The sequence below is a fragment of the Kitasatospora sp. GP30 genome, assembly GCF_029892145.1.
Taxonomy (GTDB): domain Bacteria; phylum Actinomycetota; class Actinomycetes; order Streptomycetales; family Streptomycetaceae; genus Kitasatospora; species Kitasatospora acidiphila.
In genome coordinates, this window is the sequence record NZ_JARZAH010000034.1 from 1 (window position 1) to 25,451 (window position 25,451).

Annotated in this window: 22 protein-coding genes and 1 pseudogene; 12 read left to right on the top strand and 11 right to left on the bottom strand. The window is 72.1% G+C overall.

Translation table 11 applies throughout. The features are described from left to right. Nucleotides 1-117: 117 nt before the first annotated feature. Together P3T35_RS31435 and lanKC are read right to left on the bottom strand one after the other, a co-directional pair. Entirely contained in the window at nucleotides 118-243 is a 126-nt protein-coding gene (locus P3T35_RS31435; protein ID WP_101384645.1) for a SapB/AmfS family lanthipeptide, read from the bottom strand. Nucleotides 244-329: 86 nt separating this feature from the next. Further along, on the bottom strand, nucleotides 330-2,894 hold the full coding sequence (lanKC, locus tag P3T35_RS31440) for a class III lanthionine synthetase LanKC (RefSeq protein WP_101384646.1): 2,565 nt from the start codon (nucleotides 2,892-2,894) through the stop codon (nucleotides 330-332). Nucleotides 2,895-3,582: 688 nt separating this feature from the next. On the opposite strand from lanKC, the pseudogene P3T35_RS31445 reads away from it, so the two are divergent. Beyond that, nucleotides 3,583-3,816, top strand: a pseudogene (locus tag P3T35_RS31445) (hypothetical protein); the annotation flags it as partial. Nucleotides 3,817-3,907: 91 nt separating this feature from the next. On the opposite strand, the gene P3T35_RS31450 reads toward P3T35_RS31445, so the two are convergent. Next, nucleotides 3,908-4,927: a hypothetical protein gene (locus P3T35_RS31450; RefSeq protein WP_101384647.1), complete on the bottom strand. Its 1,020-nt coding sequence runs from the start codon at nucleotides 4,925-4,927 to the stop codon at nucleotides 3,908-3,910. A gap of 464 nt (nucleotides 4,928-5,391) precedes the next feature. On the opposite strand from P3T35_RS31450, the gene P3T35_RS31455 reads away from it, so the two are divergent. Then, nucleotides 5,392-5,619, top strand: a complete 228-nt coding sequence (locus P3T35_RS31455) for a universal stress protein (RefSeq protein ID WP_280708713.1) — start codon at nucleotides 5,392-5,394, stop codon at nucleotides 5,617-5,619. 13 nt (nucleotides 5,620-5,632) lie between these two features. On the opposite strand, the gene P3T35_RS31460 is transcribed toward P3T35_RS31455, so the two are convergent. Both P3T35_RS31460 and P3T35_RS31465 read right to left on the bottom strand, forming a co-directional pair. Next, nucleotides 5,633-6,505 (bottom strand): universal stress protein, encoded by an 873-nt coding sequence (locus P3T35_RS31460; protein ID WP_101384648.1) that lies wholly within the window; start codon nucleotides 6,503-6,505, stop codon nucleotides 5,633-5,635. Between the two features lie 135 nt (nucleotides 6,506-6,640). Beyond that, complete coding sequence (locus P3T35_RS31465; protein WP_101384649.1) at nucleotides 6,641-7,168, bottom strand: hydrogenase maturation protease; 528 nt, start codon at nucleotides 7,166-7,168, stop codon at nucleotides 6,641-6,643. Between the two features lie 172 nt (nucleotides 7,169-7,340). Between P3T35_RS31465 and P3T35_RS31470 the strand changes: the two genes are divergently transcribed. The 5 genes from P3T35_RS31470 to P3T35_RS31490 are packed head-to-tail and all read left to right on the top strand — an operon-like array spanning nucleotide 7,341 to nucleotide 11,862. Beyond that, nucleotides 7,341-8,468: a 4Fe-4S dicluster domain-containing protein gene (locus P3T35_RS31470; protein WP_101384650.1), complete on the top strand. Its 1,128-nt coding sequence runs from the start codon at nucleotides 7,341-7,343 to the stop codon at nucleotides 8,466-8,468. Beyond that, entirely contained in the window at nucleotides 8,465-8,911 is a 447-nt protein-coding gene (locus P3T35_RS31475) for a cyclic nucleotide-binding domain-containing protein (protein WP_101384651.1), read from the top strand. Before P3T35_RS31470 ends, P3T35_RS31475 begins: the two co-directional genes overlap by 4 nt. Next, complete coding sequence (locus P3T35_RS31480; protein ID WP_101384652.1) at nucleotides 8,908-9,702, top strand: FAD/NAD(P)-binding protein; 795 nt, start codon at nucleotides 8,908-8,910, stop codon at nucleotides 9,700-9,702. The genes P3T35_RS31475 and P3T35_RS31480 overlap by 4 nt, the downstream gene beginning before the upstream one ends. 1 nt (nucleotide 9,703) lies before the next feature. Then, the gene (locus P3T35_RS31485; protein WP_101384653.1) at nucleotides 9,704-10,486 is read left to right on the top strand and encodes an oxidoreductase; all 783 of its coding nucleotides are present in this window, start codon (nucleotides 9,704-9,706) and stop codon (nucleotides 10,484-10,486) included. After that, complete coding sequence (locus tag P3T35_RS31490) at nucleotides 10,483-11,862, top strand: nickel-dependent hydrogenase large subunit (RefSeq protein ID WP_101384654.1); 1,380 nt, start codon at nucleotides 10,483-10,485, stop codon at nucleotides 11,860-11,862. Before P3T35_RS31485 ends, P3T35_RS31490 begins: the two co-directional genes overlap by 4 nt. Nucleotides 11,863-11,979: 117 nt before the next feature. On the opposite strand, the gene P3T35_RS31495 is transcribed toward P3T35_RS31490, so the two are convergent. Genes P3T35_RS31495 through P3T35_RS31505 form a run of 3 tightly spaced genes read right to left on the bottom strand, consistent with a single transcriptional unit; the run spans nucleotide 11,980 to nucleotide 13,696 of the window. Next, nucleotides 11,980-12,918 carry a hypothetical protein gene (locus P3T35_RS31495; RefSeq protein ID WP_101384655.1) on the bottom strand — a complete coding sequence of 313 codons (939 nt, stop codon included), beginning with the start codon at nucleotides 12,916-12,918 and terminating at the stop codon, nucleotides 11,980-11,982. Then, a complete protein-coding gene (locus P3T35_RS31500; protein ID WP_101384656.1) occupies nucleotides 12,915-13,526 on the bottom strand; it encodes a cytochrome b N-terminal domain-containing protein in 612 nt (203 codons plus the stop codon). Before P3T35_RS31500 ends, P3T35_RS31495 begins: the two co-directional genes overlap by 4 nt. Next, the gene (locus P3T35_RS31505; protein WP_180356831.1) at nucleotides 13,523-13,696 is read right to left on the bottom strand and encodes a hypothetical protein; all 174 of its coding nucleotides are present in this window, start codon (nucleotides 13,694-13,696) and stop codon (nucleotides 13,523-13,525) included. Before P3T35_RS31505 ends, P3T35_RS31500 begins: the two co-directional genes overlap by 4 nt. Before the next feature lie 244 nt (nucleotides 13,697-13,940). On the opposite strand from P3T35_RS31505, the gene P3T35_RS31510 reads away from it, so the two are divergent. Continuing rightward, nucleotides 13,941-14,636 (top strand): hypothetical protein, encoded by a 696-nt coding sequence (locus P3T35_RS31510; RefSeq protein ID WP_101384657.1) that lies wholly within the window; start codon nucleotides 13,941-13,943, stop codon nucleotides 14,634-14,636. A 69-nt stretch (nucleotides 14,637-14,705) separates the two neighbouring features. On the opposite strand, the gene P3T35_RS31515 is transcribed toward P3T35_RS31510, so the two are convergent. Then, nucleotides 14,706-15,881 (bottom strand): NAD(P) transhydrogenase subunit alpha, encoded by a 1,176-nt coding sequence (locus tag P3T35_RS31515; RefSeq protein ID WP_280708715.1) that lies wholly within the window; start codon nucleotides 15,879-15,881, stop codon nucleotides 14,706-14,708. 159 nt (nucleotides 15,882-16,040) lie between these two features. On the opposite strand from P3T35_RS31515, the gene P3T35_RS31520 reads away from it, so the two are divergent. Both P3T35_RS31520 and P3T35_RS31525 read left to right on the top strand, forming a co-directional pair. Beyond that, nucleotides 16,041-19,628, top strand: coding sequence for a hydantoinase B/oxoprolinase family protein (locus P3T35_RS31520; protein WP_101384659.1), 3,588 nt, complete (start codon nucleotides 16,041-16,043; stop codon nucleotides 19,626-19,628). A gap of 218 nt (nucleotides 19,629-19,846) precedes the next feature. Then, nucleotides 19,847-20,356 (top strand): flavodoxin domain-containing protein, encoded by a 510-nt coding sequence (locus tag P3T35_RS31525; RefSeq protein ID WP_101384660.1) that lies wholly within the window; start codon nucleotides 19,847-19,849, stop codon nucleotides 20,354-20,356. 50 nt (nucleotides 20,357-20,406) lie between these two features. Here P3T35_RS31525 and P3T35_RS31530 read toward each other — a convergent pair whose 3' ends face one another. Then, complete coding sequence (locus tag P3T35_RS31530) at nucleotides 20,407-20,865, bottom strand: hypothetical protein (RefSeq protein WP_280708718.1); 459 nt, start codon at nucleotides 20,863-20,865, stop codon at nucleotides 20,407-20,409. 157 nt (nucleotides 20,866-21,022) lie between these two features. Next, on the bottom strand, nucleotides 21,023-21,712 hold the full coding sequence (locus P3T35_RS31535; RefSeq protein ID WP_180356832.1) for a pyridoxamine 5'-phosphate oxidase family protein: 690 nt from the start codon (nucleotides 21,710-21,712) through the stop codon (nucleotides 21,023-21,025). 192 nt (nucleotides 21,713-21,904) lie between these two features. Between P3T35_RS31535 and P3T35_RS31540 the strand changes: the two genes are divergently transcribed. Further along, on the top strand, nucleotides 21,905-24,640 hold the full coding sequence (locus tag P3T35_RS31540; RefSeq protein WP_101384662.1) for a GNAT family N-acetyltransferase: 2,736 nt from the start codon (nucleotides 21,905-21,907) through the stop codon (nucleotides 24,638-24,640). A 5-nt stretch (nucleotides 24,641-24,645) separates the two neighbouring features. Beyond that, complete coding sequence (locus P3T35_RS31545) at nucleotides 24,646-25,335, top strand: CBS domain-containing protein (RefSeq protein ID WP_101384663.1); 690 nt, start codon at nucleotides 24,646-24,648, stop codon at nucleotides 25,333-25,335. Nucleotides 25,336-25,451: the final 116 nt, after the last annotated feature.

Genomic DNA, 25,451 nt, shown 5'->3' on the forward strand with positions numbered 1-25,451 from the left:
CCGCCGGTTTCATGCCGGTTCTCCACAGCCTGGCGCCGGCCCCCCGCGACCGCCCCGGGGGCGCCAACGCGGGGGGCCGGCCCGGGGGGGGGGCGCGGCGGGGCCACCGGGGGTGCGTCAGAGGCAGAGCAGGGTGCTCACGGTGCTGGCGCCGCAGTTGATGACGCTCAGGGTGCTGCTCATGTCGTTGGCGTCGGTCTCCTCGGCCGGGGTCTCCAGGGCCTGCAGCTCCAGGATCTCCATGATGGTGTTCCTTTCGGGGGTGGTGGTCCCGGCCACGGCGGCCGGGGGTCGGTGGGGGCACGTCGGGCGTGCCCGGAGGAGGGAAGTCAGTGCGGTCGCAGCGGGCCGGTGAGCGGCAGGCCACCAGTGCCGGCGAGAGCGGCACCCAGGGCGAGCAGCACGCCCGCCGAGCCGGTGGCCAGATCCGTCGAGAGCCTCAACAACTGCTCGCCAGGAAAGGCCAGTTCGGACCGATAAGGAATCAAGTGCCAGGCCAGCGACCGACGGTGGCTGTCGATCAGCCCGTCCAGGGCGAGCTCGGGGTGGCGGCGGCGCTGGTCCGCGAGGTAGAGGATCAGCCCGGCCCGGCCGTTGAACAGGCTGGGCTGGATGATGAACTCCGGCTCGGCGGAACGCCGGATCGGCCCGGCGGAGGCCGCCAGGGGTGAGCCGGGCCGGTGAGTCAGCAACTCCTCCAACGCCAGGCCGATTCCGGTGCCGCCCTTCTCCAGATAAGGCAGTACCCGGGCCTTGTCGCGCACCTGGAGGGTGCCGTCCGAGACGGTCGCACAGCGCGCGAGGTCGTGGTCGAGGGCGCGCTCCGCGCAGTCCAACAGGTGCTCGTCGCCGGTGCGTTCGAACAGTCGCAGCAGGGCCAGGGCCTGCCCGCTGCCGCCGCGCAGCAGCCCGATCGGGGCGGTCGGACTCGGCTCGCCCTTCTCCTGCCGCTCGGCCAGCAGGCTGCCGGCGGACCTGGCGAGGTCGAGCAGTTCTGGGCGATCGGCGGCGAAGTGCAGCAGGGTCAGCACGGTACCCGCCAGCCCGGCCACCAGGTCCTCGCCCTGGTCGTCGAGCGGCAGTTCGGCCAGCTGGTCGATGAGCTGCCGGGCGGTGTGCCGTTCGCCCAGCAGGTCCAGAACCACGGCCACACCGTGGCTGCCGGTCCACAGCCCCGGGCGCGGGCTGCGGCGCCGTTCGGCCTCCACCAGCCAGCGCACGTGGTCCGGGTCGACCGGCGCACCGGTGCTGTGCAGTGCGTACAGCACGCCGGCCGCGCCGTACGCCAGCCCGAGGGCGTCCACCGAGAACTGGGCGATGTCACCGGGGAACAGCCGGTCCTCCCGCTCCGGGGTGGCGGCAGCCATGATGCCCCGGGCCAGCGAGTCGCGCAGGGCCGGCCAGTCGGCGGCCGGTGCCGACAACAGGGCGGTGAGCCTGGCCCGTTCGGCCTCCGAGCCGGCCGGGGTGGTCCGGGCGTTGGAAGGAGGCGCCAGCTCCCGGCGCGCCCGCTCGGCGAACCCGGCCGGGAGGGCGAACCGCTTCGCGGCGGCATCGGCCAGCTCGCCCGCCTTGCCCGGATCGAGGGCCAGCAGCTGCTGAAGCGGCAGGAAGAACCAGAGCCGCAGCGCGGCCAGCGCCCGCAGGTCGACCTCGAAGCCGGTCAGGCCGGGCACCGCGAAGCCTGCCGCGCCAAGTGCCGGCTGTATGAACTCGTTTATCGGGCTGGCGAGTTCGAAGTCGATGAAGACGATGTCGCCGTTCGGGCGGACCATGATGTTGTGCGGGTGCAGATCGCCGAAGACCACACCGCGCTGGTGCAGGGCGGCGACTCCGGCCTCGATCCGGTCCAGCAGCGCGAGGGCGTCGGCGGCGTACTCGGCCACCTCGGCCTCGCTCGGGTCCGGATGGATCAGCGGGTAGTGGCGGGTCAGCCAGGCGTTGAGGGTCTCGCCCTCGACGTACTCCTGGGCCAGGAACTCGTGCTCCCAGGCGGTGAATCGGCCCAGCAGCGTCGGCACCTGCGCTACCCCGCTGAGCAGTTCGAGCATCCGGGCTTCGTGCCGCAGCCGGGTCGGTGCATCGGCGCCGCGCTGGTCCAGGCCCGCGTGCGGGCGGCCCTCCTTGAGCACCACCTGCCGGCCGGACTCCGGATCGCGGGCCAGGTAGATACCGCCCGCGTTGGAGAAGTGCAGGGCCCGTTCCACCTGGTAGGGCAGCTTGTCCGTGCCGCCGCCGCGGGCAGCCTTCCGCTCGGCCAGTGCGTCGCGCAGCACCTCGGGGACCGGCGCCCAGTCGGGCACCTCGAAGACTGGTGCCCGGACGTCCGGGACCAGAGTGCCTTCGGGGTCGGTGAAGGCGAGTTGGGGGATGCCGTCGGCGTCGCGCAGCCAGCGCTCGGTGAAGGCGCCGTACCGCAGGTACAACGGGCCCCGGCGCCAGCGCAGGTCGCTGAGGATGTACGGGCCGGGCTCGCCGTCCAGGGCCGCGCCGAGCTCGGCCAGGCAGCGCGCCAACTGCTCGTCGTCGACGGGATAGAGGGTGCAGAACTTGCCGCTGGCGGAGCGCGCCGCGTACTTGGCGTTCTGCAACTGGACGACCGGGAGGCCGCGCAGGAACTTGAACGGCAGCCGCTCGCCCAGGCAGTACTCGCGCACCGTGTCCAGCACCTGCCCGGCGTTCTCCAGGGTGGCCGAGACGTGGACCTTCCAGCCCTGCTCGGGAAGGCGCCGGCCGACCGGATGGAGCATGACCCAGATGCCCCGTTCGCCGCGCACCCAGCCGCTCGGCGCCGGTTCGACGCTCGCGGTGAACTCCTCCGCGGCCCCCCAGCGCACCGGGGAGTCGTAGAAGAGCGGGTCGGCGAACGAGTGCACCTCGTACCGGGTGTCCATCCCAGCCCCCACATATCGAGACGGCGGCCCCGCTTGCTGGTGCCCATGGGCGTCCCAAGCAGGGTCTGGCTAAAGGCAAGTGACGCAACGTCAGAAACCGCTTGAGCCGAACTCCTCCACCGGGACCGGCTGGCGTCATGGGAGAGCATGCTCTGCCGCGACGGGCCTCGGCCACCGGATCCCGAGCAATGGCCGAATCTGCTTTCGGTTCGCGGACGGAGAAGCGAGCCGCGCGCATCGGTTACCAGGAGTGCCCGTCCACCATCGCTCCGTGTGCGCTCGGGTGGGCTTGATCGACCGGTTCCGCTAGGTCAGGACCGTCGCCGTAGGCCGGCCTCGGCAGCCGTGCCGGGAACAGTGGTCAGCTTGAAGGATCGCCACACGAATACTGTCGAGACACAGGCGTGCCAGGAGTTTCTCATCCGGCGACTGGGTCGCACTGACCGGATTTCTATCCTCCCGTTGCGGTCATGTGGCGGCACCGTGTCCTCCGCAACCGGCCGCCCCGGCATGTGAGCAGCATGCGCGGCCACCAGCGCGCAACGCGCGATGGGGGCGCTCAAAAATCCTGAGCGCCCCCATGTCTGGCCCGGCCACCCTGCCACGCGCCCGCGTACTCGCCCGCGCTCGGGCGAGTACGTCGCCGTGTCTGCCCGCCCACCGCCACTGCCCCGGGCACGATGTGACCATGGGTCAGCAACAGCAACCGAGCGTCATCCGCACCGACATCCCGGCCCGCCTGGACCGGCTGCCCTGGTCGCGCTGGCACTGGCGGATCGTCATCGGCCTCGACACGGTCTGGATCCTCGACGGGCTGGAAGTCACCATCGTCGGCAACATGGCCGGGCGGATGGCTGATGGCGGACGCCGGACGGCAGGAAGGATGGCGGAGCGCGGCAGCGGCATCACGGCTACCTCCTCCGCAACTCCTGCCGCTGCCGTACCCGTTCATCATCTGGGGTGTCGACAAACGCGCCGCTACCTGATCGGGGGCGGGCCCGGCGCAGGCCCGGTCAGGCCGACGACTCGCCGAACCCCACGGTGTCGTGATGGTCGGTCAGGTCGAGGATCTCCTCGACCGGGCGGCGCGGGGTGGCCGGTCCGGGTGGGCCGTAACCGAGCCGCAGCGCTAGTTGGACGTGGTCGGGCGGGCTTTCGGGGTCGCGCAGGCGCCAGCGGGTCTCGGGCCATTCCACGGCCTGGTGCAGCACGGAGGCGCGCAGGCCGTGGACGGTGGCGAGCAGCCAGACGTGCTCCAGTGCCTGTCCGGTGCGCAGCCAGTCCTCGGGCTGGTCGGTGCGGGTGCTCAGCAGGCACAGCTGCGGCAGCGGCTCGAAGTGCCGCGGGACGGGGCTGGGGGCGTCGGGGCGGCCGGCTGTGAAGTCGCGCATCGGGACCCGGGCGTCACGGTCCTGCGGGCCCAGCGCGGCGGCCGGGATACCGTCGGAGGCCGGGGCCTCCAGGTGCAGCCAGCTGCGGGTCTCCGCTTGGCGGGCCAGGTCGACGGCGGTCCGCCGCTCGGCCTCGGCGGTTACCGTGAGGACGCGCAGCACACCATCCTCCTCCAACGGGGAGAACAGCACGCCCTCCTCGCGGGCGGCTTCGATCAGCTCGCCGAGGACAGCCTCGGGGATGTCGCGGTTGGCGAACGGCTGGCGGCTGGAATGACGATCCTGGATCGCGGGGTAGAGGCGGTGTCCGAAGGAGTGCCGGGCGGCGGGCTCGCCGAGGTCGATCTCGGCGAGCAGGTGCTTGTCGGACGGGTCGGGGAGGAGTCGTACCGCTGCCGCCCGGCCGAGCCGTGCGGCGGCGACCCGCAGGTTGAACACGGCGGCCCCGACGGACACATGCAGGGCCCGGCCCAGTGGGTCGGCGATCGCGACGGCCCGATGAGGATCACCGAAGACGAGCATCCCCCGTGCGTCCGGGCTGGGCCGCAGGCGCCAAGGCTGACTGTTGTGCACCGACGGTGCCGCGCCCGCGGCCGTGGCCAGCAGCCGCAGCTGATCGAGGGTGAGGGCCGGCTCAACCATGATCGATCATCCTTCCACTGCCGGGACGCCCCTTTGGTTCGGCAGGCGCGTGCGTCTCATGTCCATGCTGCTCCCCATCGCCGTCCAGTGCGATGGTCCGGGGCGGGCGTCGGGCCCTTGCCGCGCCCCCGTGCCGGGCAGTCCCGGGTCTTGCAGGTGGGGCGGACCTCCGGCCGTCGGCGGGAGGCTCCCGCGATCCACCACGCGGTCGACCTGCCGCCGGCGGAAGTCGTGGCCCGGCTCCGCGACCTGGTGGGCCGGGGCCTTGTGATCCCTCCCCTGCCCGACCTCGCTGGTCAGGAGCGTAGAGCGTCGGACCGGAGGTGCGGTTCTGCGAACAGCAGGCGCGAGCCGCGGCTCCCCATGAGACGGTCGAAGTGAGCGCGCAGACAGTTGGGAATCAGCTCGGCACAGCCTTGCCGCAGCCCGTGCGCTCGGCATCGCCAGTACAGCGGGAGGACACCGTGGAAGGACCGATCGTCGTCGGATTCGACGGATCCCCCGAGAGCGCGGCCGCCGCGGACTGGGCCGCCCGCGAGGCTGTGTGCCGCGGCCTACCACTGGCACTCGTCCAGGCATGGCCGTGGCCCCCGAGACACGTGCTGGGGAGCGAGGACGCCGTGAGCTGGGGCAAAGCGCGGCTCACCGGCAAGGAGGCCGAACTGGCCATGTCCTCGCTGTCTATCGGCTGATACCCGGTCCGGCTCAGTGATACGGCACCACGGCGACCGGGCAGCGCACATGGTGGATCACCGCGTGCGCCACTGGTCCGAGGTGCGCCCCCACGGGGCTGCGACGGTGGCGCGCGCCGATCACCAGCAGTTCGGCTGTTGCCGCGGCGTCCACCAGGGTGAGTCCGGCGTGACCGCGCAGCAGCGCGGTCGCTGCCGCCAGGTCGGGGTACCGCTCCAGCCAGGGCATCACCGCCTCCTCCAGCGCCCGTCGTTCGGGCTCGGCCAGTTCGTCCTCGAGGCCGCCGATCGCGCCGAAGTGCATGTACTCGGTACCGGCCGGCGGTCCCCAGGCGTGGACCACGGTCAGCGGCGTTCCGCGCAAGGCGGCTGTCTCGAAGGCGAAAGCCAGTACCTCCTGGCACGGGTGCGCGAGGTCCAGGCCCACGACCAGGCCCCGTTCCGCATTGCCGTCCGACCTCGGCCCGTCCGTCAGGTCGGACGGCGCACGCACCAGGACGACAGGGCACGTGGCGCTGCCCAGGACCTGCTGGCTCACCGAACCGACCAGGAAGCCGCGCAGCGCGCCGAGCCCGCGCGCGCCGAGCACCAGGACCGCGGCCCGGTCCGAGGCGGCCTCAAGCACGCCGACCGCGTCGCCCGGCACGTGCGTCGCGCGCACCTCCAAGCCGGGGAAGCGGGATCGGATCGCGTCCGCCTGCGCGGCCAGTTGCTCACGTCCCCAGCGCTCGGCCTGCCCGGTGCCCAGGGGCCTACCCGGTCCCCACGGCCATGCCTGGAGTATTTCCAACGGAAGCTCGCGCCGGGGTGCCTCTCGCGCGGCCCACGCGACGGCCGCCCGGCTCGCGTCCGATCCGTCGAATCCGGCGATCACCAGCTTGCCCACTGCCTGCCTCCAGTGTCGGGTCGCCGTTCACAGCGGTGGGTCCCGGTCCATCGTGCTCACGGGACAGCGAGCCGCGCACGCCGATCGTCGTCCTTCGGCGACCACCCGCCTGATGCGAGCGTCGGGATCGCCGTCTCAGTGGGTTCGGGTGGCCGAGCACGTTCGCCAATCGGCCGGTGGTGGCGGCTGACGTAAGGCCGCTGCGATCCGATCGGTGAGGGGCTCCACGGCGGCTGCGACGGGTGCCGACAGTCCGGTCCCGAGGCTGGTGTCGGTTCCCTCGACGGCGTAGACGACGAGCCGCCTCGGGAGGCGGTCCAGCGCGCGGGCGAGTTCGACGGCTTCGCCGAGTCCGAGGCCGTGGGAACTCGTCGAGCCGCTGGAGGCGGGCAGCTGCCTGCCATCCAGTTCCAGGCGGTGCACCCGACCGGGATGCCCTGGGTGCGCGTGTGCGGCGTCCACCACGATGGCGAGGTCGGCGGCCTCCCACAGGGTGATCAGTCGGGCGGGGTCACCGTCGCACACCCGTAGGACGGTCCCGACGGGCAGCGGTCGCTGTCCGTCGCGTTCCGCCAGCCGGTTCACCACGGCCCAGCCCACCCCGTCATCGTGGCGGTACTCGTTGCCGACACCGATGACGACCGTCCGTGCGGTGAGCTTCATGCGCTTGGCCCTCCCCGGCCGTGGTGCCCGTCAGTCGCAGGCGGGGTCCGGTGCGGCCCGTTCGGGGCAACGGCGCGGCCATCCGGAGCACATCGGGGCCACCGTCGCACGTGCGATGGCAGGCCGGTGCCCATACTGGCGGGGGCGGCAGCACCGGTGCGGGAGGTGGACGATGGCGGACGGCTCGGCGGTCATCGACAAGGACGGGCTGGACGCGCTGATCGCGGTTCTCGCCGGCCGAGGCCGCACGGTCGTGGGACCGACGGTCCGCGACGGTGCGATCGTCCTCGCCGAGATCTCCGGCGGCGACGAACTCCCGTACGGCTGGGGCGTCGAGCTGGATGCAGGGCGGTACCGGCTGCGGGCACGCGAGGACGGCGCCGCGTTCGCGCACAGTGCGGGCCCGCAGTCCTGGAAGACCTTCCTGTATCCGCCGCGCGAGCGGCAGTGGACGGCCGACCGAGGTGCCGACGGACAGTTGACGGTGACGGAGGACCGGACACCGCAGCCGTCGTACGCGTTCCTCGGGGTGCGCCCCTGCGACCTGCGGGCCATCACGATCCAGGACCGGGTGCTGACCGGCGGGATGTACACCGATCAGGCCTACCGCGGTCGGCGCGAGCGGGCCTTCCTGGTGGCGGTGGAGTGCACCGAACCGGGCGCCACCTGCTTCTGCGTGTCCATGGGGACCGGGCCGGCCGTGGGACCCGGCTACGACCTGGCGCTGACCGAGGTGCTCGACGCCGAAGGCCACCGCTTCCTGGTACGGGCCGGGAGCGAGCAGGGCGAGTCGGTCCTGGCGGAGCTGCCGCGCCGCGCCGCCGACACCGCCACCCGAAGCGCCGCGCGCGAGCGGGTCGCCGAGGCGGCGGACCGGATGGGCCGCACCATGCCGCTGGTGAACCTGCAGGTCCTGATGCGCGAGACCCTCACGGCCGAGCGCTGGGACGATGTCGCGGCACGCTGCCTGACCTGCGGCAACTGCACGATGGTGTGCCCGACCTGCTTCTGCACCAGCACCGAGGACGTCACCGACCTGACGGGTGATCACACCGAGCGGTGGCGGCGCTGGGAGTCCTGCTTCGACCGGGACTTCTCACACCTTCAGGCTGGCCCGGTCCGGGACACCCCGCGCAGCCGCTACCGGCAGTGGGCCACCCACAAACTCGGCACCTGGTACGACCAGTTCGGCAGCTCCGGGTGCGTCGGCTGCGGGCGCTGCATCGTCTGGTGCCCCGTCGGGATCGACATCACCGAGGAGGCACACGCGCTGAACCGGGAACGGGAAGGGACGCCATGACCGTCGTCCGCCACGGCTTCCTCGGCGCGCTGCCACCCGACCACCGTGACCGTCTGCTCGTATTCGCACACCAGGTCTCCTTCCCCAGCGGCACTCGCATCTTCGAGGAGGACGGCGTCGCCGACCGGTTCTGGATCATCCGTTCCGGGCTCGTCGCGCTCGACGTCCACGTCCCGGGCCGGCGCGCGGCCGTCGTGGAGACCCTTGGCGAGGGCGAACTGCTGGGCTGGTCCTGGCTGTTCGAGCCGTACCGCTGGCACCTCGGAGCACAGACCCGCGCGGCCGTCCAGGCATCCGAGTTCGACGCGGAGCGTGTGCGAGCCGCGTGCGAGGAGGATCCCGCGTTCGGCCTGGCGGTGACCAACTGCGTCGCACAGGTGATCGCCCGGCGGCTGAAGTCCACGCGCACGCGCCTGCTCGACCTGTACGGGCCGCCGCAATGACCGTTCCCGTGCCGTACCGGGTGGTGGAACGCGCGGCCGAGACGCCCGGGACAGCCACAATCGTCCTCGAACCGGTCCGTTCGGCCCTGCTACCGTTCGCGCCGGGGCAGTTCGCGATGGTGTACGCCTTCGGTGTGGGGGACATCCCGCTGTCCGTCTGCGCGATCGACGGGCACCGGCTCACCCACACCGTTCGCGCGGTCGGTGCGATCTCCGGCGCGCTGTGCGCACTGCGGCCCGGAGTGACGGTAGGGGTGCGCGGCCCGTTCGGCACCGGCTGGGAGCTGTCCGCCGCTGCCGGACTCGACCTGCTGGTGGTGGCCGGCGGCATCGGTGTGGCGCCGCTGCGCCCACTCGTACGCGAGGCGCTCGTCACAGCCGAGCGGTACGGACGGTTGAGCGTCCTGATCGGCGCACGCGAGCCCCGCGATCTGCTGTATGCCGAGGAAGTCCGCGGCTGGCCGGGGTCGTTGACCACCGTGGACCGGCCCGACGCGCGGTGGCAGGGTGAGGTCGGCGTCGTGACGACCCTGCTGGACCGGGCCGCTTTCGATCCGTCGGCGGCGGCCGCGTTCATCTGCGGTCCTGAGCCGATGATCCGGGCCATCGCCGGTGAGTTGGTGCAGCGCGGTCTCGATCCGGAGCGGATCCGGGTCTCGCTGGAACGCAACATGCAATGCGCGACCGGCCACTGCGGGCACTGCCAGCTCGGCCCGCTGCTGCTCTGCCGCGACGGCCCGGTCGTCAGCTGGACCCGGGCCCGACCCCTCCTCATGGTCAGGGAGCTGTGACATGACCGCCAGCGACCGCCCGAAGCTCGCCGTGTGGAAGTTCGCCTCCTGCGACGGCTGCCAGCTCACCCTGCTCGACTGCGAGGACGAACTCCTCGGCATCGCCGAGAGGGTGGAGATCTCGCACTTCCTGGAGGCGTCCAGCGCGACCGGTCCCGGCCCGTTCGACCTGTCGCTGGTGGAGGGATCGGTGACCACACCACAGGACGTCGACCGGATCCAGCACGTCCGCGCCGTCTCCCGGCGACTGGTCACCATCGGCGCCTGCGCGACCGCCGGCGGCGTCCAGGCGCTGCGCAACTACGCGGACGTCGCCGAGTTCCAGGCCGTCGTCTACGCCCGCCCGGACTACATCGAGACGCTCGCCACCTCCACGCCGATCAGCGCCCACGTCCCCGTCGACCTCGAACTGCGCGGCTGCCCGATCGACCGGGGCCAGTTGGTCGAGGTCATCACCGCCTACCTGGCCGGGCGCAAGCCCGACGTGCCACGGCACAGCGTCTGCTTCGAGTGCAAGCAGCGCGGCACGACTTGCGTCACGGTGGCCCACGGCACGCCCTGCCTCGGCCCAGTCACCCATGCCGGGTGCGGCGCGCTCTGTCCCGCGTACGGGCGGGGCTGCTACGGGTGCTTCGGCCCGTCCGACTCGACCAACTTCCCCTCCTTCATCCCCCTGCTGCGCCGCGACGGGATGGACACCCTCGCCATCGTGCGGGTGCTGCGCACCTTCAACACCGCGGCCCCCGAGTTCGACGCGGCCTCCCGGAAGGAGCTGGACCAGTGACCCACCGCGGCTCCAGGGTGCTGCACGTCGGATCGCTCGCCCGGGTCGAGGGCGAGACCGCGCTGCACCTGCGTACGGACGGCGACCGGGTCGTCGAGGCGCGACTGGCGATCTACGAACCTCCGCGCTTCTTCGAGGCGTTCCTACGCGGACGCTCCCACACCGAGCCGCCCGACATCACCTCCCGTGTCTGCGGGATCTGCCCGGTCGCGTACCAGCTGAGTGCCTGCCGAGCCGTCGAGGACACCTGCGGCGTCGTCGTGGACGGACAACTGGCGGCCCTGCGAAGGCTGTTGTACTGCGGCGAGTGGATCGAGAGCCAGACGCTGCACATCCACCTCCTGCACGCGCCGGACTTCCTCGGCTGCGACAGCGCGATCGATCTGGCCCGTACCCGGCGGGCCGACGTCGAACGCGGCCTCAGGCTCAAGCAGGCCGGCAACGCGATCATGGAGCTGCTCGGCGGCCGGGCGATCCATCCGGTCAACGTCCGCCTCGGCGGCTTCCACCGCGTCCCCACCACGACCGAACTCCGCCCGCTGGCCGAGCAGTTGCGCCGGGCCCGCGACGACGCACAGGAGACGGTGCGCTGGGTGGCCGGCTTCGAGTTCCCCGACGCCGGGTGCGACAACGACCTGCTCGCCCTGGCCGAACCCGGCACCTACGCCATCGAGTCCGGCACCCCGACCGTCATGCCGGCGCCGCACACCGCCGGCCTTCCCGCCGGATCCGACCGTGCCCTGCCCACCCGCACTTTCGGGGTGCGCGACTTCAGCAGCCACGTCGTCGAGAGGCAGGTGCCCCACTCCACCGCCCTGCAGTCCCAGCTGGACGGGCGCCGCCACCTGACCGGCTCACTCGCCCGCTACGCCATCAGCGGCCGCTGGCTCTCCCCGATCGCCCTGCAGGCCGCCCAGGACGCCGGACTCGGCGACCCTGGGCAGGGCACCGTGTGCCGCAACCCCTTCCGCAGCATCGTCGTCCGGGCGGTCGAAGTGCTCTACGCGGTCGACGAGGCACTGCGCATCATCGAGGCCTACGAACCCACGCCGCGTCCCCACCTTGACGTGCCCGCGCGAGCCGGCACCGGTCACGGCGCCACTGAGGCGCCGCGCGGTCTGCTGTACCACCGCTACACCCTCGACGCCGACGGCATCATCACCGACGCCAGCCTGGTCCCGCCGACCGCGCAGAACCAGGGTGCGATCGAGGAGGACCTGCGCCGCCTCGTCCAGGAACGACTGACGGACGGTGACGCCACCGACGCCGACCTGACCGCCCTGTGCGAACGGGCGATCCGCAACCACGACCCGTGCATCTCCTGTTCGGCCCACTTCCTGAACCTCACCGTCGAGCAGACCGGAAGAGGCTCCTGACGCCCTCGTGTCAACAGCGGCAGTCGCCGTTGCCGCAGCTACCGCTTTCGAGTGGCGTCGCGACCTGGCCCGGGTGGTGCCGGCCCCGGGGCAGAGCAGCACCAAGGCCCCAGAACCTCACCGGGCCCGGTAGTAGTCACGCCAGATCAGCCTGTAGACCCTGGTCCAGCGGGGGATCGAGCGGACCCCGGGGATGAACGGGACCAGCACCAGGGCCAGGCTGAGGACCGCCATGATCGCCCAGATCTCCGCGTCCGCGTTGGTCGAGGTCTTGAACGGGTCGATCTGGTACCAGAAGGTGTACAGCCACAGCCACGGCTGCCCGGGGTAGTTCCCGGTCTCGTTCATCATGCCCCACTGGTCGCCGGACAGATGCTGGGCATCAGCCAGGTCCGCGAGGTAGGTGCCATCGGTGAGGAAGAGCATCGGCAGGGTGTAGTCGGTCTCGTAGAAGCGCCCCTGGGCCTGCAGTTGGCCGTCCAGGGCGCCCGCCTGGGAGAGCGCCAGCAGCCGGCCGGTCAGCACCGGGACAGGGCCGTAGTCACCGGGCGCGACTTTGGCCGGGTCGCCATCCGGGGCTTTGCCGAGCGCGTCGGAGTAGGCCGAGGTCCAGGCCTGCTGCTGGTCGGCGGGTGCGGTGGCCCAGGCGGTGAGCGCGGCCGAGACCTCCGCCGGTTCGGGGGCCTGGCGCAGCGGGCGCAGCACGAAGTCCTCGGCGGTGTCGACCGGGATCCGGACCCCTGCGGCCCGTTGCAGACTGACCGGGCCGATCTTCTGGCCCGCGCCCGGGGCGTGGTTGTAGGGCGGGCCGTACTGGGCGCTGGTGCTGGTGCCGCCCAGTTCGGCGACGGCTGTGGCGGTGAAGTCGTTCGGGGCGGCGGCCGACCAAGCGGCCAGGGTGACCGGCTTCTCGTCCGGGGAGGAGAAGAGCGCGGCGAGGCCTGCGGTCAGTACCGCGACCGCGACCAGGGCGACGGTGAACTCCTTGATCAGGTCGTACGGGCGGGTGGGGAAGGCCGCGGGGTCGGGCACCGACCGGCGGACGGCCCGGCTCACGGCTGCACCTCCGGCTCGCCGGCGTCGATCGGCGGCACGATTCCGCGCCTACGCACCAGCAGGACGTGCCAGGCCGTCAGCAGCACCAGGACGAACGGCAGCAGCACGATGTGCCACATCAGCATCTGGCCGAAGTCGAGGACGTTGAACCAGGCGCCGACCCCGACGGAGTTGAGGCCGTCCTTGGCCTGCCCGGAGATCCACTGGGAGTCGAAGTTCTGCTGCACCAGGTAGCCCGTGAAAGCCGTGCCGACCGAGGCGAGGAAGCAGACCGCGCCGGTCATCCAGGTCAGCGCCCGCCGGCCGCGCCACGCGGCCATGAAGAACTTGCCCCACAGGTGGATCACCATGAAGGCCATGAACAGCTCCACGCTCCACAGGTGGACGCTGTTGACGTACTTTCCGACGCTGGAGGCGTGCCACCAGCCGGGGCCCTCCAGCGCGAGTACGCCTCCGGAGAGCAGGGCTACGACCAGCGACGACACGGTGAGCACGCCGAAGACGTAGATCCATGAGGCCAGGTACACCGGTTGGGTGTCGGGTAGGAGCTTCTCCGGGGGCAGCGTGCGTACGGCGAACCGGCGCACTGTAGCGGTCCAGTTGCTCACTTGCGCCGCTGCCCCTTCGGGAACGGCACCAGGAGCGCGGCCAGGAACAGCAGCACCATCACTGCGATGACCACGAGGTTCGCCACCGAGATCTGCACCACGCCCCAGTGGACGTAGTGCCCCGGGTGGTTGAGATCGACGGGTGCCGCGAATACGCCTGGCCCTGCCATGGCAGCCCCTTTCCGGACGGCTCTGGCCCGAGTTTCGCCCGGCGTACGGTCGAGGGCATTGCGCGATGGGCCGAACGGCCGCTCAGCCGCACCACCCGCGGTACGGGCGCGTGCCGGACAGCTCGGCACCTGCTCACGGATGCGGTGAGACTGGAAAGTACGACGTAGGCGCCCGCCGAGGTGGATCTGGCCGTGGCGGTGACCAAGCCGGCGGAGCCGAGGTGCCGGGAATGGGAGTCGACGGATGACTGGGAACGAGCGCGACGCGCACGGTCGGCTGATCGGTGAGCTGGCCGATCTGGTCCGGCTCGCGAGTACGGCGCTGAGCGAGGTTGCTGATGGGCTGACCGTCCCCCAGCCTCCGGCCGGGGGGACCCACGCGGGCACCTTGGAGGAGGGCGCAACCGCCGCCGAGAAGGCACTGTCCGAGCTGCGCGAGCGGATCGAGGAGGACGCGGCCGGCGTGTTGCGCACCAGCTCGCTGCAGGTGTCGGACCGGCACGCGATCGTCGTGGGTGTCCACGTGGGCACCGAGGTGGAGTGTCTGGCGGACCTCGTCGAGCTGCTGCTGCGGCTGGCCTGGTCACGCCAGTCGGCAGCCCCGTGGCCGGACCGGTTGCGCGTGCCGCTGCACGGGATGGGCACGGTCGTGCCGGCGATGCTCGCCGAGGCCGCTGACCTGCTGGAGTCCGAGGACACCGAAGCCGGCGCGGACCTCCTCGCGACGTTTCACGAGGTCGTCCAACGCCAGCGGCTGCTGTACGAACTGCTGCTGTCCAGCGCCGAACCGGCCGCGGCCGGCGAAACCGCCGACGCGACCCTGCTGGCCTGCTACTACCAGCGCTGCGCTGGCCACGCCGTGTCGATCGCGCGCCACGCGGCCCTTTTCGCGGCGACCGCGAGAGGGTCAGACCGCGCTCGGGGCGTCGGTGAGAAGTAGCTCTTCTCCTCCTGGGCGAAAGGCCCCCAGAGCACAACGCCGCCCTTGCTTCCCTGTTCGAGTCCCAGGTCAGGGGGTTCCTGCAGCGGCGGTGGCGTCGAGGACCAGCTGCCAGGTGGCCCGGTGCAGGACGCTGCCGCGGTGGGTCACCAGCAGGGCGGCCAGCAGCGGGTCGGTCGGATCTATCGTCAGCGACCCGCCACCGCGGGTCAGGTGGCGCAGCAGTGCTGTGACGTTGTGGGCGTAGGCGATCGAGGCGGTGGTCGGAACCTGCGCGGAAAGGTTGCCTGCGCCGATCACCGTCACTCCGTCGCCGACCAGCGTCGTCGTGTCCGCTTCGGCGCACTCGACGTTGCAGCCCAGCGGTCCGGCAGTCAGGTCGACCACGACCGAGCCCGGCCGCATGGCCCCGACCGCCTCGGTGGCGAGCAGCATCGGTGGCCGCCGGTCGGCTGCCTCGACGGTTGTGAGGACCAGGTCGAAGCGCGGGAGTACCTCGCCCAGGCCTCGACGCAGCTCGTCCTGCTCGGTGTCCAGTGCCCGGGCCAGCCCCGCGTCGTCGATCACCGGAGGGAGGTACGGCAGGTCGAGCAGGGCTGCGCCCAGTGCGACGACCTCCGCTCTCTGCTGGCGCCGCAGTTCGTGGGCGTGGACGGTCGCGCCGAGGCGGCGGGCGGCGTCGATCGCCTGCAGGCCGGCGGGTCCGGCGCCGACGACGAGGACCCGGACGGGCTCGAACACCGAGTCCGCCGAGCCCCAGGGCTGCAGGCAGCGGCTCAGGCAGCCGGCCCCGGCCAGGACCGCCCGGTAGCCGGCGACCCGGGCTTGGGAGGCTCGGGCGTCCATCGGCCAACCAGCCGAGGCGCTGTCGGCGCTCAGCTCCGGCGGGACCAGGTCGAGCCCGATCGCGGTGAGGCCCTGGTCGGCCCACTGGCAGACCAGGAAGGGGATCAGGGTCGGCTGCAGCAGCCCGACCAGCAGCTGGCCGGGACGGAAGCGGTGGGCGAGGCCCAGATGGGGAGCCTGCACACCGAGCAGGACATCGGCACGGTGCAACAGCTCGGCGTGCGGCACGAGACCCGCCCCGGCTGCGGCGTAGGCCTCGTCGGGAAACCAGGCCCGCGTGCCGGCGCCGGGCTCCACCAGTACGGTCAGGCCCAGCGCGCCAACCGCGCGGACCAGCTCGGGGACGAGTGCCACCCGCCGCTCACCGAGTGCCGTCTCCCGCAGGACCCCGACTGTCATGGCCGTCATCGCCCGTCACCGCCTTCGGAGCAGACCGACATGCCCAGTATGTCGCGTTGCGACGCCTGATCGCCCGGCCGGATACTCGGCCACAGGGCCACGCCTGCTCGGCCGCGCGCGGGCGGACAGCGCTGAGCGGAACACCGGAGGGAGCCTGAGGTGGCGGGCAGGGGCTGGCAGTTCTGGGTGGACCGGGGCGGCACGTTCACCGACGTGGTCGCGCTTAGTCCGGACGGGCGGGTGCTGACCCACAAGCTGCTCTCGCACGACCCGGCCAGGTACCACGACCCCGCCGTCGCCGGAATCCGCGCCCTGCTGGGATCGCAGGACACCCGGGGGCGGGGTGCCCTGATCGAGAGCGTGCGGATGGGTACCACGGTGGCGACCAACGCTCTGCTGGAGCGCACCGGCGAGCCGACCGCCCTGGTGATCACCCGGGGCTTCGCCGACGCGCTGCGGATCGGGTACCAGAACCGGCCGCACATCTTCGACCGCGAGATCAAGCTGCCCGAACCGCTCTACGAGCGGGTGATCGAGGTGGACGAGCGGATCACGGCCGAGGGCACGGTGCTGCGCGCCCCCGACCTCGACAGGCTCGCGCGCGACCTGCGCCGCTGCTACCAGGACGGTATCCGCGCGGTCGCGGTGGTCTGCCTGCACAGCTATCTGCACCCCGCCCACGAACGGGCGATCGGCCGACTCGCCGAGGAGATCGGCTTCCCGCAGGTCTCGCTCTCCAGCGAGGCCAGCCCGCTGATGAAGCTGGTGCCGCGCGGCGACACCGCTGTGGTCGACGCCTACCTCTCGCCGGGGCTCCGCCGCTACGTGCGTCAGGTGGCCGAGGAACTGCGGGGCGTGCGGCTGATGTTCATGCAGTCCAACGGTGGCCTCGCCGAAGCCGGCCACTTCCGGGGCAAGGACGCGATCCTCTCCGGCCCGGCGGGCGGGATCGTCGGCATGGTACGGATGTCCCAGCTGGCGGGCTTCGATCGGGTGATCGGCTTCGACATGGGGGGCACCTCCACCGACGTGTCGCACTACGCGGGCGAATACGAGCGGGTCCTCGACACCCAGGTGGCCGGTGTGCGGCTGCGGGCACCGATGCTGGCGATCCACACCGTCGCGGCCGGCGGCGGCTCGGTGCTGCGCTTCGATGGCAGCCGGCTGCGGGTCGGCCCGGATTCGGCGGGCGCCCGGCCGGGCCCGGCCTGCTACCGAGCCGGCGGCCCGCTGACCGTCACCGACGCCAACCTGATGCTCGGACGGATCCAAGCCGAGCACTTCCCGCAGGTCTTCGGGCCGGCAGGCGACCAGCCGCTCGACCTCGCCCTGGTGCGGCGTCAGTTCGCCGGGCTGGCCGACGAGATCAGTGCCGGCACTGGGGACCGTCGCTCGCCCGAGCAGGTGGCCGAGGGGTTCCTGCAGATCGCGGTGGGCAACATCGCCAACGCCGTCAAGCGGATCTCCGTACAGCAGGGGCGCGACGTCACCCGGTACGCGCTGACCACCTTCGGCGGCGCGGGCGGACAGCACGCCTGCGCGGTGGCCGACGCGCTCGGTATCCGTACCGTGCTGGTACCGCCCATGGCCGGGGTGCTCTCCGCGCTGGGCATCGGGCTCGCCGACACCACGGTGCTGCGCGAACGCGCCGTGGAGCGTCCGCTCGCGGCCGAGTGGATGGCGGCGGTCGGCGAGGTCGCTGACGAGCTGGAGGCGGCGGCCCGCACCGAGCTGCTCGACCAAGGGACCGCGCCGGAGCGAATCCGGGTGACGCACCGGGCGCGGCTGCGCTACGACGGCACCGACACCGTGCTCTCGGTCGCGTTCACCGAGCCCGCCGAAATGGCTACCGACTTCGAGGCCGCGCACCGGGCCACCTACTCGTTCCTGATGGACCGTCCGATCGTCATCGAGGCCCTGGAGGTGGAGGCCACCGGTCTCACCGAGCAGCCCGACCTCGGCGCCCTGGGCGCACCATCGGGCGCTCCTGCCCCGGCAGGGACGGTACGGCTCTACAGCGGCGGCGCCTGGCGCGAGGCGCCACTGCTGGAACGCGAGCGGATGCGCCCGGGGGAGACCGTGACCGGCCCGGCCGTCATCGCCGAGGCCAACGCCACCACCGTGGTCGACGAGGGCTGGCGCGCGGCGCCGACGCCGACCGGGCACCTGCTGGTGGAGCGGGTTGCGGCCCGTGCCGAGCCGGGCGTCGGCACCGAGGCCGATCCGGTGCTGCTGGAGATCTTCAACAACCTCTTCATGGCCATCGCCCAGCAGATGGGCGCACGGCTGGAGTCGACCGCGCAGTCGGTCAACATCAAGGAACGGCTCGACTTCTCCTGCGCGCTCTTCGACCCAGCGGGCAACCTGGTCGCCAACGCTCCACACATCCCCGTGCACCTCGGCTCGATGGGCACCACGGTGAAGGAGGTGATCCGCCGCCGGGCCGGCGCCATGAAGCCGGGTGACGCCTATGCGGTCAACGACCCTTACCACGGCGGCACTCACCTGCCGGACATCACGGTGGTGACACCGGTCTTCGACTCTAAGGGCGCCGAGATCCTCTTCTACGTCGCGTCCCGTGGGCACCACGCGGAGATCGGTGGACTCACGCCCGGCTCGATGCCTGCCAACAGCCGGGAGATCCACGAGGAGGGCGTGCTCTTCGACAACTGGCTGCTGGTGGCGGACGGCCGCCTCCGCGAGGCCGAAACGCGCAAGCTGCTCACCGAGGCGCCCCACCCCTCCCGCAACCCCGACACCAACCTCGCCGACCTGCGCGCGCAGATCGCGGCCAACCAGAAGGGCGTGGCCGAAGTGGCCGCGATGATCGACCACTTCGGACTGGACGTGGTGCAGGCCTACATGCGGCACGTCCAGGACAACGCCGAGGAGGCCGTGCGCCGGGTCATCGACTCCCTCCAGGACGGTGAGTTCAGCTATGAGACAGACTCCGGCGCGGTGATCGCGGTGCGGGTCGTGGTCGATCGCGAACGACGAAGCGCCACAGTCGACTTCACCGGTACCTCGGCCCAGCTGGACTCCAACCTCAACGCACCCTCCGCCGTGGTCACCGCCGCCGTGCTCTACGTCTTCCGCACCCTGGTCGCCGACGACATCCCGCTCAACGACGGCTGCCTGCGCCCGCTGCGCATCCTCGTCCCGCCCGGCTCGATGCTCGCGCCGCGCTACCCGGCCGCCGTGGTCGCCGGGAACGTCGAGACCTCGCAGGCGATCACCGGCGCGCTCTACGCCGCGCTGCGCGTCCAGGCCGAGGGCTCGGGGACGATGAACAACGTCAGCTTCGGCAACGAGCGCCACCAGTACTACGAGACGATCGCCTCGGGCTCCGGCGCCGGTGAGGGCTTCGACGGCGCGAGCGTGGTGCAGACGCACATGACCAACTCCCGCCTGACCGACCCCGAGATCCTCGAATGGCGCCTGCCCGTCCTGCTGGAGGACTTCAGGGTGCGGCGCGGCAGCGGCGGCACCGGGCACTGGCACGGCGGCGACGGGGCACTGCGCCGGATCCGCTTCCGCGAGCCCATGACGGTGAGCATCCTGTCCGGGCACCGGCGGGTGCCGCCCTACGGCATGGCCGGCGGCTCACCGGGCGCCCTCGGCGTCAACCGGGTGCGGCGGGCCGACGGCAGCACCGACGAGCTGGCCGGCTGCGACCGCGCCGAACTCGCCGCCGGGGACGTCCTGGAGATCGAGACGCCCGGCGGCGGAGGCTACGGACCGGCCTGACGCATGCTCGCGCATCCGACGAGTATTCGCATGGCCGCCTCCGCGCGAAGCGTCCGGTGGTACTTGTCCAGCAGTGTCGGCCCGCCGAGCGGGACAGGGGCGATCCGGCCCCGCGGCGTGGGGCGAGCGGCCCTTTCGCGCGGCGACGGGTGCGGCCAGGCTGGAGGTAGCGGTCGGCCGCGCAGGCCGGCCGGAACGGCAATCGCAGGAGGTGTGCTGTGAAGACGCAGCGGATCCTGGTGGCCTACGGCAGCAAGCACGGTGCCACGGCCGGTATCGCCGAGGAGATCGCCCACACCCTGGACGGTGATGGCTTCGAAACGGAGGTCGTCCCCGCTCGGGAGGTGCATGACGTCGAGCGGTTCGACGCGGTGGTCCTGGGCGGCTCGCTCTACGCGGGCCACTGGCACCGCGACGCCGTGCGCTGCGCCCACCGCAACGAGGCGGCGCTGACACACCGGCCGGTGTGGTTGTTCAGCAGCGGTCCGGTGGACAGTTCGGCCGAGCAGCACGAGATCCCGCCGGTGCCGTCGGCGGCCAAGGAGCTGCGCCGTCTGCACGCGAAGGGGCACGCCACTTTCGGCGGCAGCATCACCGCCGAGACGCCCGGGTTCGTGGCCCGGACCTTGGTCAAGCACAACAAGGGCGGCGACTTCCGAAACCCGGAGCAGATCCAGCGCTGGGCCCACCGGCTTGGTGCGGAACTGCGCGCGGGCGAGAAAGCCTAGCCCGTGGCAGCGCAGGCTCCCGTCATCGAGCTCGCTGCGTTGACCAAGCGCTACGGGCGTACGGTCGGTGTCGAGCAGCTGGACATCACCGTCGGTGCGGGCGAGGTGTTCGGCTTCCTGCGGCCACCGCGCCCAGGTGGATGCCCTCGGCGGTGGTGCCGTGCTGGAGATCGAGGAGATCGCTGCCCAAGGCGCTGCAGGCCGGGGCAGCGCTGCCGGTAGGCCGACCAGTCCAGCTCGTCGAGGCGCTCGTATCCGGCGAACTGGCCGATCACGCCGTCGTGGAACGGCACGTGCAGGTGCCGGCCGACCTCATGCCAGCGATCCAGTTCGGCGTGGTCGATCGCCAGGCGCTCCAGCAACTCGTCGCGGCGGTAGTCGGGCAGCAGCTCGACGGTGTCCAGCGCGCGGGCCAGGACCCGGGAGGCGAGGACGTTGGTGTAGGCGTTGTCGTCCAGGCCCGGGTGCTCGGCCCAGGGGTAGGCGTCGTACTTGTCGGGGCCGAGCACACCGCGGATCGAGTACCGCTCGCGCCCCGGGTCGTGGGCGGCCAGGGCGGACAGAAGCGGCGATCGCCAGCAGCACCCCGGCGCCGGTGGTGGCGAGGAAGTCGAGGTCGCCGGGCGTCGAAGCGCGGGTTCCAGGCGCCGGAGGGATCCGGTTCGGTCACGGCAGCAGGTCTGCGGTGCGGATCAGGCGACCGGTGACTCTCTGCGGGCTGATCCGCACCCAGGTCTGGCGGGTGCCGCCGGCCCAGGGACCGGGATCCGCGTGCTCGGCCAGCCACTCGAGCGCCTCGGGATCGGTGAGGTGCTCGGCGATGCCGGCGACCACCACGCTCCAGCCGCTGCTGAGCGCCTCGTCCAGTTGGTCCACCTCGAAGGCGACCTGCTGGCCGATCGCACTGGCAGGCAGGCCGTGGGCGGCTGTGCGGTAGAGGATCGTCTCGTCCAGCACGTGGTAGTTGACGGGCACCACGCGCGGTCCGTCGGGGGTCGACACGGCGATCCGGCCCACACCACCCGGCGTGACTTTCGCCCAGCACTGCGACGGCTCCAGGTCCTCCAGGACAGGGGTGCTGGTCGGAGCCGCCTGGCCGGGCGGCCGGGGCGCACCGGCGCCCAGCAGGTACCACATCGAGGTGCCGAGCGCGTCGGCCAGCTTGGTGATGGTCTCCAGCTCGACCACATCGGGCTGCGACTCCAGGTGCTCCAGGTAGGTGACAGCGATCCCGGCCCGTGCCGCCACCTCCTCGCGGCTGAGGCCCAGCTGCCGACGGCGGTGGGAGACCCTGCGGCCGACGTCCCCCGGATGCCCGGGCCGGGCCTGGGCCTTGTGCGTGCCTTCGGTGCTCATGAACATCCTCCTGCGTGCCGGCCGTGGTGCTGTCGGACCACCGCGACGATCCCTTCCATCGTCGGTCGAAGCGGTGGCTGCGGCGAGGGCCGTTCGGGCCCTTCCGCAGGTATTCCCGGCCCTGGCCAGTCGGGCGGCCCGGGAGCAATGTGGAGCTGAGAGCCGCTGCCCACGGCGGATCAGGGAGTCGACATGCCTACCGTCCAGTACCCGTCGCATGCCGTCGAAGCGCTGCTCGCCGACGGGACCACCGCCGCGATCCGCGCGATCGGTCCGGCCGACCACGCCGCAGTGCTCGACCTGCACGCCGAGCGGATGTCCGAGGACAGCCGCCGGCTGCGCTTCTTCGGCACCAGCCGCCGAGCACCGCAGATGACCGCCGATCGCCTGTGCGGTCCACAGCGGCCCGAGCCGCTGGCGCTCGGGGCGTGGGTGGACGGTGAACTGGTCGGCGAGGCGGACTGCGAGCCGGCCGAGGACCGTCCTGAGGCTGCCGAGCTCGCGCTGGCGGTTGCGGACGCCTGGCAGCACCGGGGGGTCGGAACCCTGCTGATCGAGCACCTGGTGCACGCGGCCCGTGAACGGGGGGTCCGGCGGTTCGAGGCAGACATGCTCGCCGACAATCTTGCGGTGCGCCGGCTCTTCGCCGACCTCGGACTCCCTGTCCACCGCCGCTTCGAGCGGGGCGAAGTCCGGGTGGTGGTACCGCTGGAGGAGGGGGCGGAGCACTACCGGGAGGCCGTCGAGCAGCGCGGGCGAACCGCCGACGTGGCCAGCCTCGCGGCGCTTCTGTTCCCGCGGGCGGTCGCGGTGGTCGGCGCCTCCCGGCGAGTCGGCTCCGTCGGGCAGGCGGTGCTGCTGAAGGTCCGCGGCAACGGGTTCACCGGAGACCTGTGGGCGGTCAACCCCTACGCGCAGCAGGTGGCCGGAGAGCCCGCCTACCAGTCGATCGCCACCCTGCCCGGCACGCCCGATCTCGCCGTGCTTGCGGTGCCCGCCGAGGCGGTGCCGGGTGCGGCCGAGGAGTGCGGGCTGGCCGGGGTCCGCGCGCTCGTGGTGCTGGCCGCCGGCCTGGACGCCGATGAGGCCCGCCAATTGATGCATGCGTGCCGCCGACACAGCATGCGGCTGGTCGGCCCGAACAGCCTGGGCATCGCACAGTTGGATCCCGCTGTGCGGCTGGACGCCGAGTTCGGCGGAGCCGCCGCGCTACCCGGGACGGCCGGGGTCGCGGTGCAGTCCGGCGGCGTCGGCATCGCGCTGCTGGGGCAGTTGGCCCGCCTCGGTATCGGCGTCTCCAGCTTCGTCTCGCTCGGCGACAAGTACGACGTCAGCGGCAACGACCTGCTGCAGTGGTGGGAGGAGGACGGCCGGACCGACCTGGCGCTGCTGCACCTGGAGTCCTTCGGCAACCCGCGCGCCTTCTCCCGCACCGCCCGGCGGGTCACCCGCGGCATGCCCGTCCTCACCGTCGACGCCGGACGCTCGGCGGCCGGACGCCGGGGCGCGGCCTCCCACACCGCTGCCGCGGCCACGCCGACGGTGACCCGCGAGGCGCTCTTCCGCCAGGCCGGCATCACCGCCACCCGCAGCATCGCCGAACTCGTCGGGACGGCCGCGCTGTTGCACTCCCAGCCGCTGCCCACTGCCAGGGGAGTGGTCGCTGTGATCTCCAACGCGGGCGGGATCGGCATCCTGGCCGCCGACGCGTGCGCCGAGGCCGGACTGGACCTGCCCGTACTCCCGGCCTCGACGACCGCCGAGCTGCTGGAGCTGCTCCCGGAGGGAGCCGGGGCGAGCAACCCGGTGGACACTACCGCTGCCGTCGGTCCGGCTGAACTCGCCTGCTGTATCGATCTCATGACGGGCACTCGGGCGATCGACGCACTGTTGGTGTCGATCGTTCCGACTGCCCTGGGCACGGGAGGAGAGCACGACCCCCTGAGTGCTCTGCTGGACGGCCCGGCCAGGCGACGCATACCGGTCGTGGCCGTGCTGCCCGATCAGGAGGCACCCGTGCGGTATCTGACCTGTGCGGACGGCGGACGCCTCCCCGCCTACGCCGACCCGGCCGCGGCCGCCCGCGCCCTGGCCCACGCCCGCGACCGCGCGCGATGGCTGGCCGAGCCGCCCACCGCCGCCGCAGTGCCCGACACCGCCGACAGCGCGGTGGCCCAGCACCTGGCACAGGCGTTCCTCGCGGACCATCCGCAGGGCGGCTGGCTCGATCCGAAGCAGACGGTGGACCTACTCGACTGCTACGACCTGCCGCTCACCACTTCGATCTGGGCGCGCGACGAGCACGACGTTCTGCTCGCCGCCCGGACCCTGGGCCAACTCGGCCACGAGGGCAAGTCGGTACTCAAGGCGTACTGGCCCGACCAGCTCCACAAGAGCGCGGCCGGCGCGGTTCGCACTGGGCTCAGCGGCGTCGACGAGGTTCGCGCCGCGTACCGCGAGTTCGAGGCGCACTTCGGCGAGTCGATGGCCGGCGTCGTCGTGCAGCCGATGGCTGCCCCCGGCCTTGAACTGCTCGCGGGCGTCGTCCAGGACCAGGTCTTCGGCCCGCTGGTCATGCTCGGCCTCGGCGGTACCGCCACCGACCTGCTGGACGACCGCACGGCCAGGCTCGCCCCGCTCACCGAGCGCGACCTGACCACCATGGTCACCGAACTGCGGTCCGCCCCGCTACTGCTGGGCCGCCCCGGCACGCCCCAGGTCGACCTGGCCGCCCTGCTCCGGGTGCTCGCCGGCCTCTCCCGGATGGCCACCGATCTGCCGCAACTCGCCGAGGCCGACCTCAACCCCCTGATCGCCCGGCCGGGCGGCCTGCTCTGTGTGGACGCCCGGGTCCGCCTGGAACCCCGGCCCGCCTTCGACCCCTACCTGCGACGACTGCGTAGCCCGGCTGCCGCCGCTCAGGAGTGAGTGCCATGAACCACAGCGTCCTCGACGGCACTTCCACCGAGCCCTTCGCCGATCCCGGTCACGGCGCTCCCCCCGGCCGCGACAACGTCGGGACGTGCATGAGCCGACCCGCCGTCGCAGTCACCCCGGAGACGGACTTCCCCACCATGGTGACCGCGATCACCGCCTCCCGCCGGGGCGTGCTGCCAGTGGTGGCGCCTGACAGTACGGTGGTCGGTGTGGTCGCCGTCTCGGACTTGCTCGCCGCCTATGCCGCAGCGGACCAGGGTCCCGCGCAGATCCTCGCCGGCGAGCTGATGACCGCCCCGCCGGTCACCGTGACACAGGATCAGACCGTCTCGCAGGCGCTGTCCGTGCTCGACCGCCACACTCTGCACCACCTGCCGGTCGTGGACGCCGACGGCCGACTGGTCGGCATCCTCTCCCCGCACGACCTGCTGGACGCGCTGCTCCGCGACGACGAAGCCATCCGCGACGAAGCGCTGACCCTGGCCCTCACCCCGGGCTCGGGCACCGTCGCCGACTCCCTGCACGTCAGCTGCGAGCGCGGCCACGTCATCCTCGCCGGTCGGACCCGCACCCGCAGCGACGCTGCCGCGCTCTGCCTGCAGGTGGGTCGGATGGAGGGCCTCTCGGGCCTGACCGACCTGCTCCGCTGGGACACCGACGACACTGGTGATCAGCCACCGCCGTAAGGCACTTGACTGACCGAGCGCGGGTCAGTGGATCGGACGACCGCGACCGGGTACTGCATATGGTGGATCACCGCAGCGCCACCGGCCCCAGATGCGCGCCCCACCCGAGCTGCGCG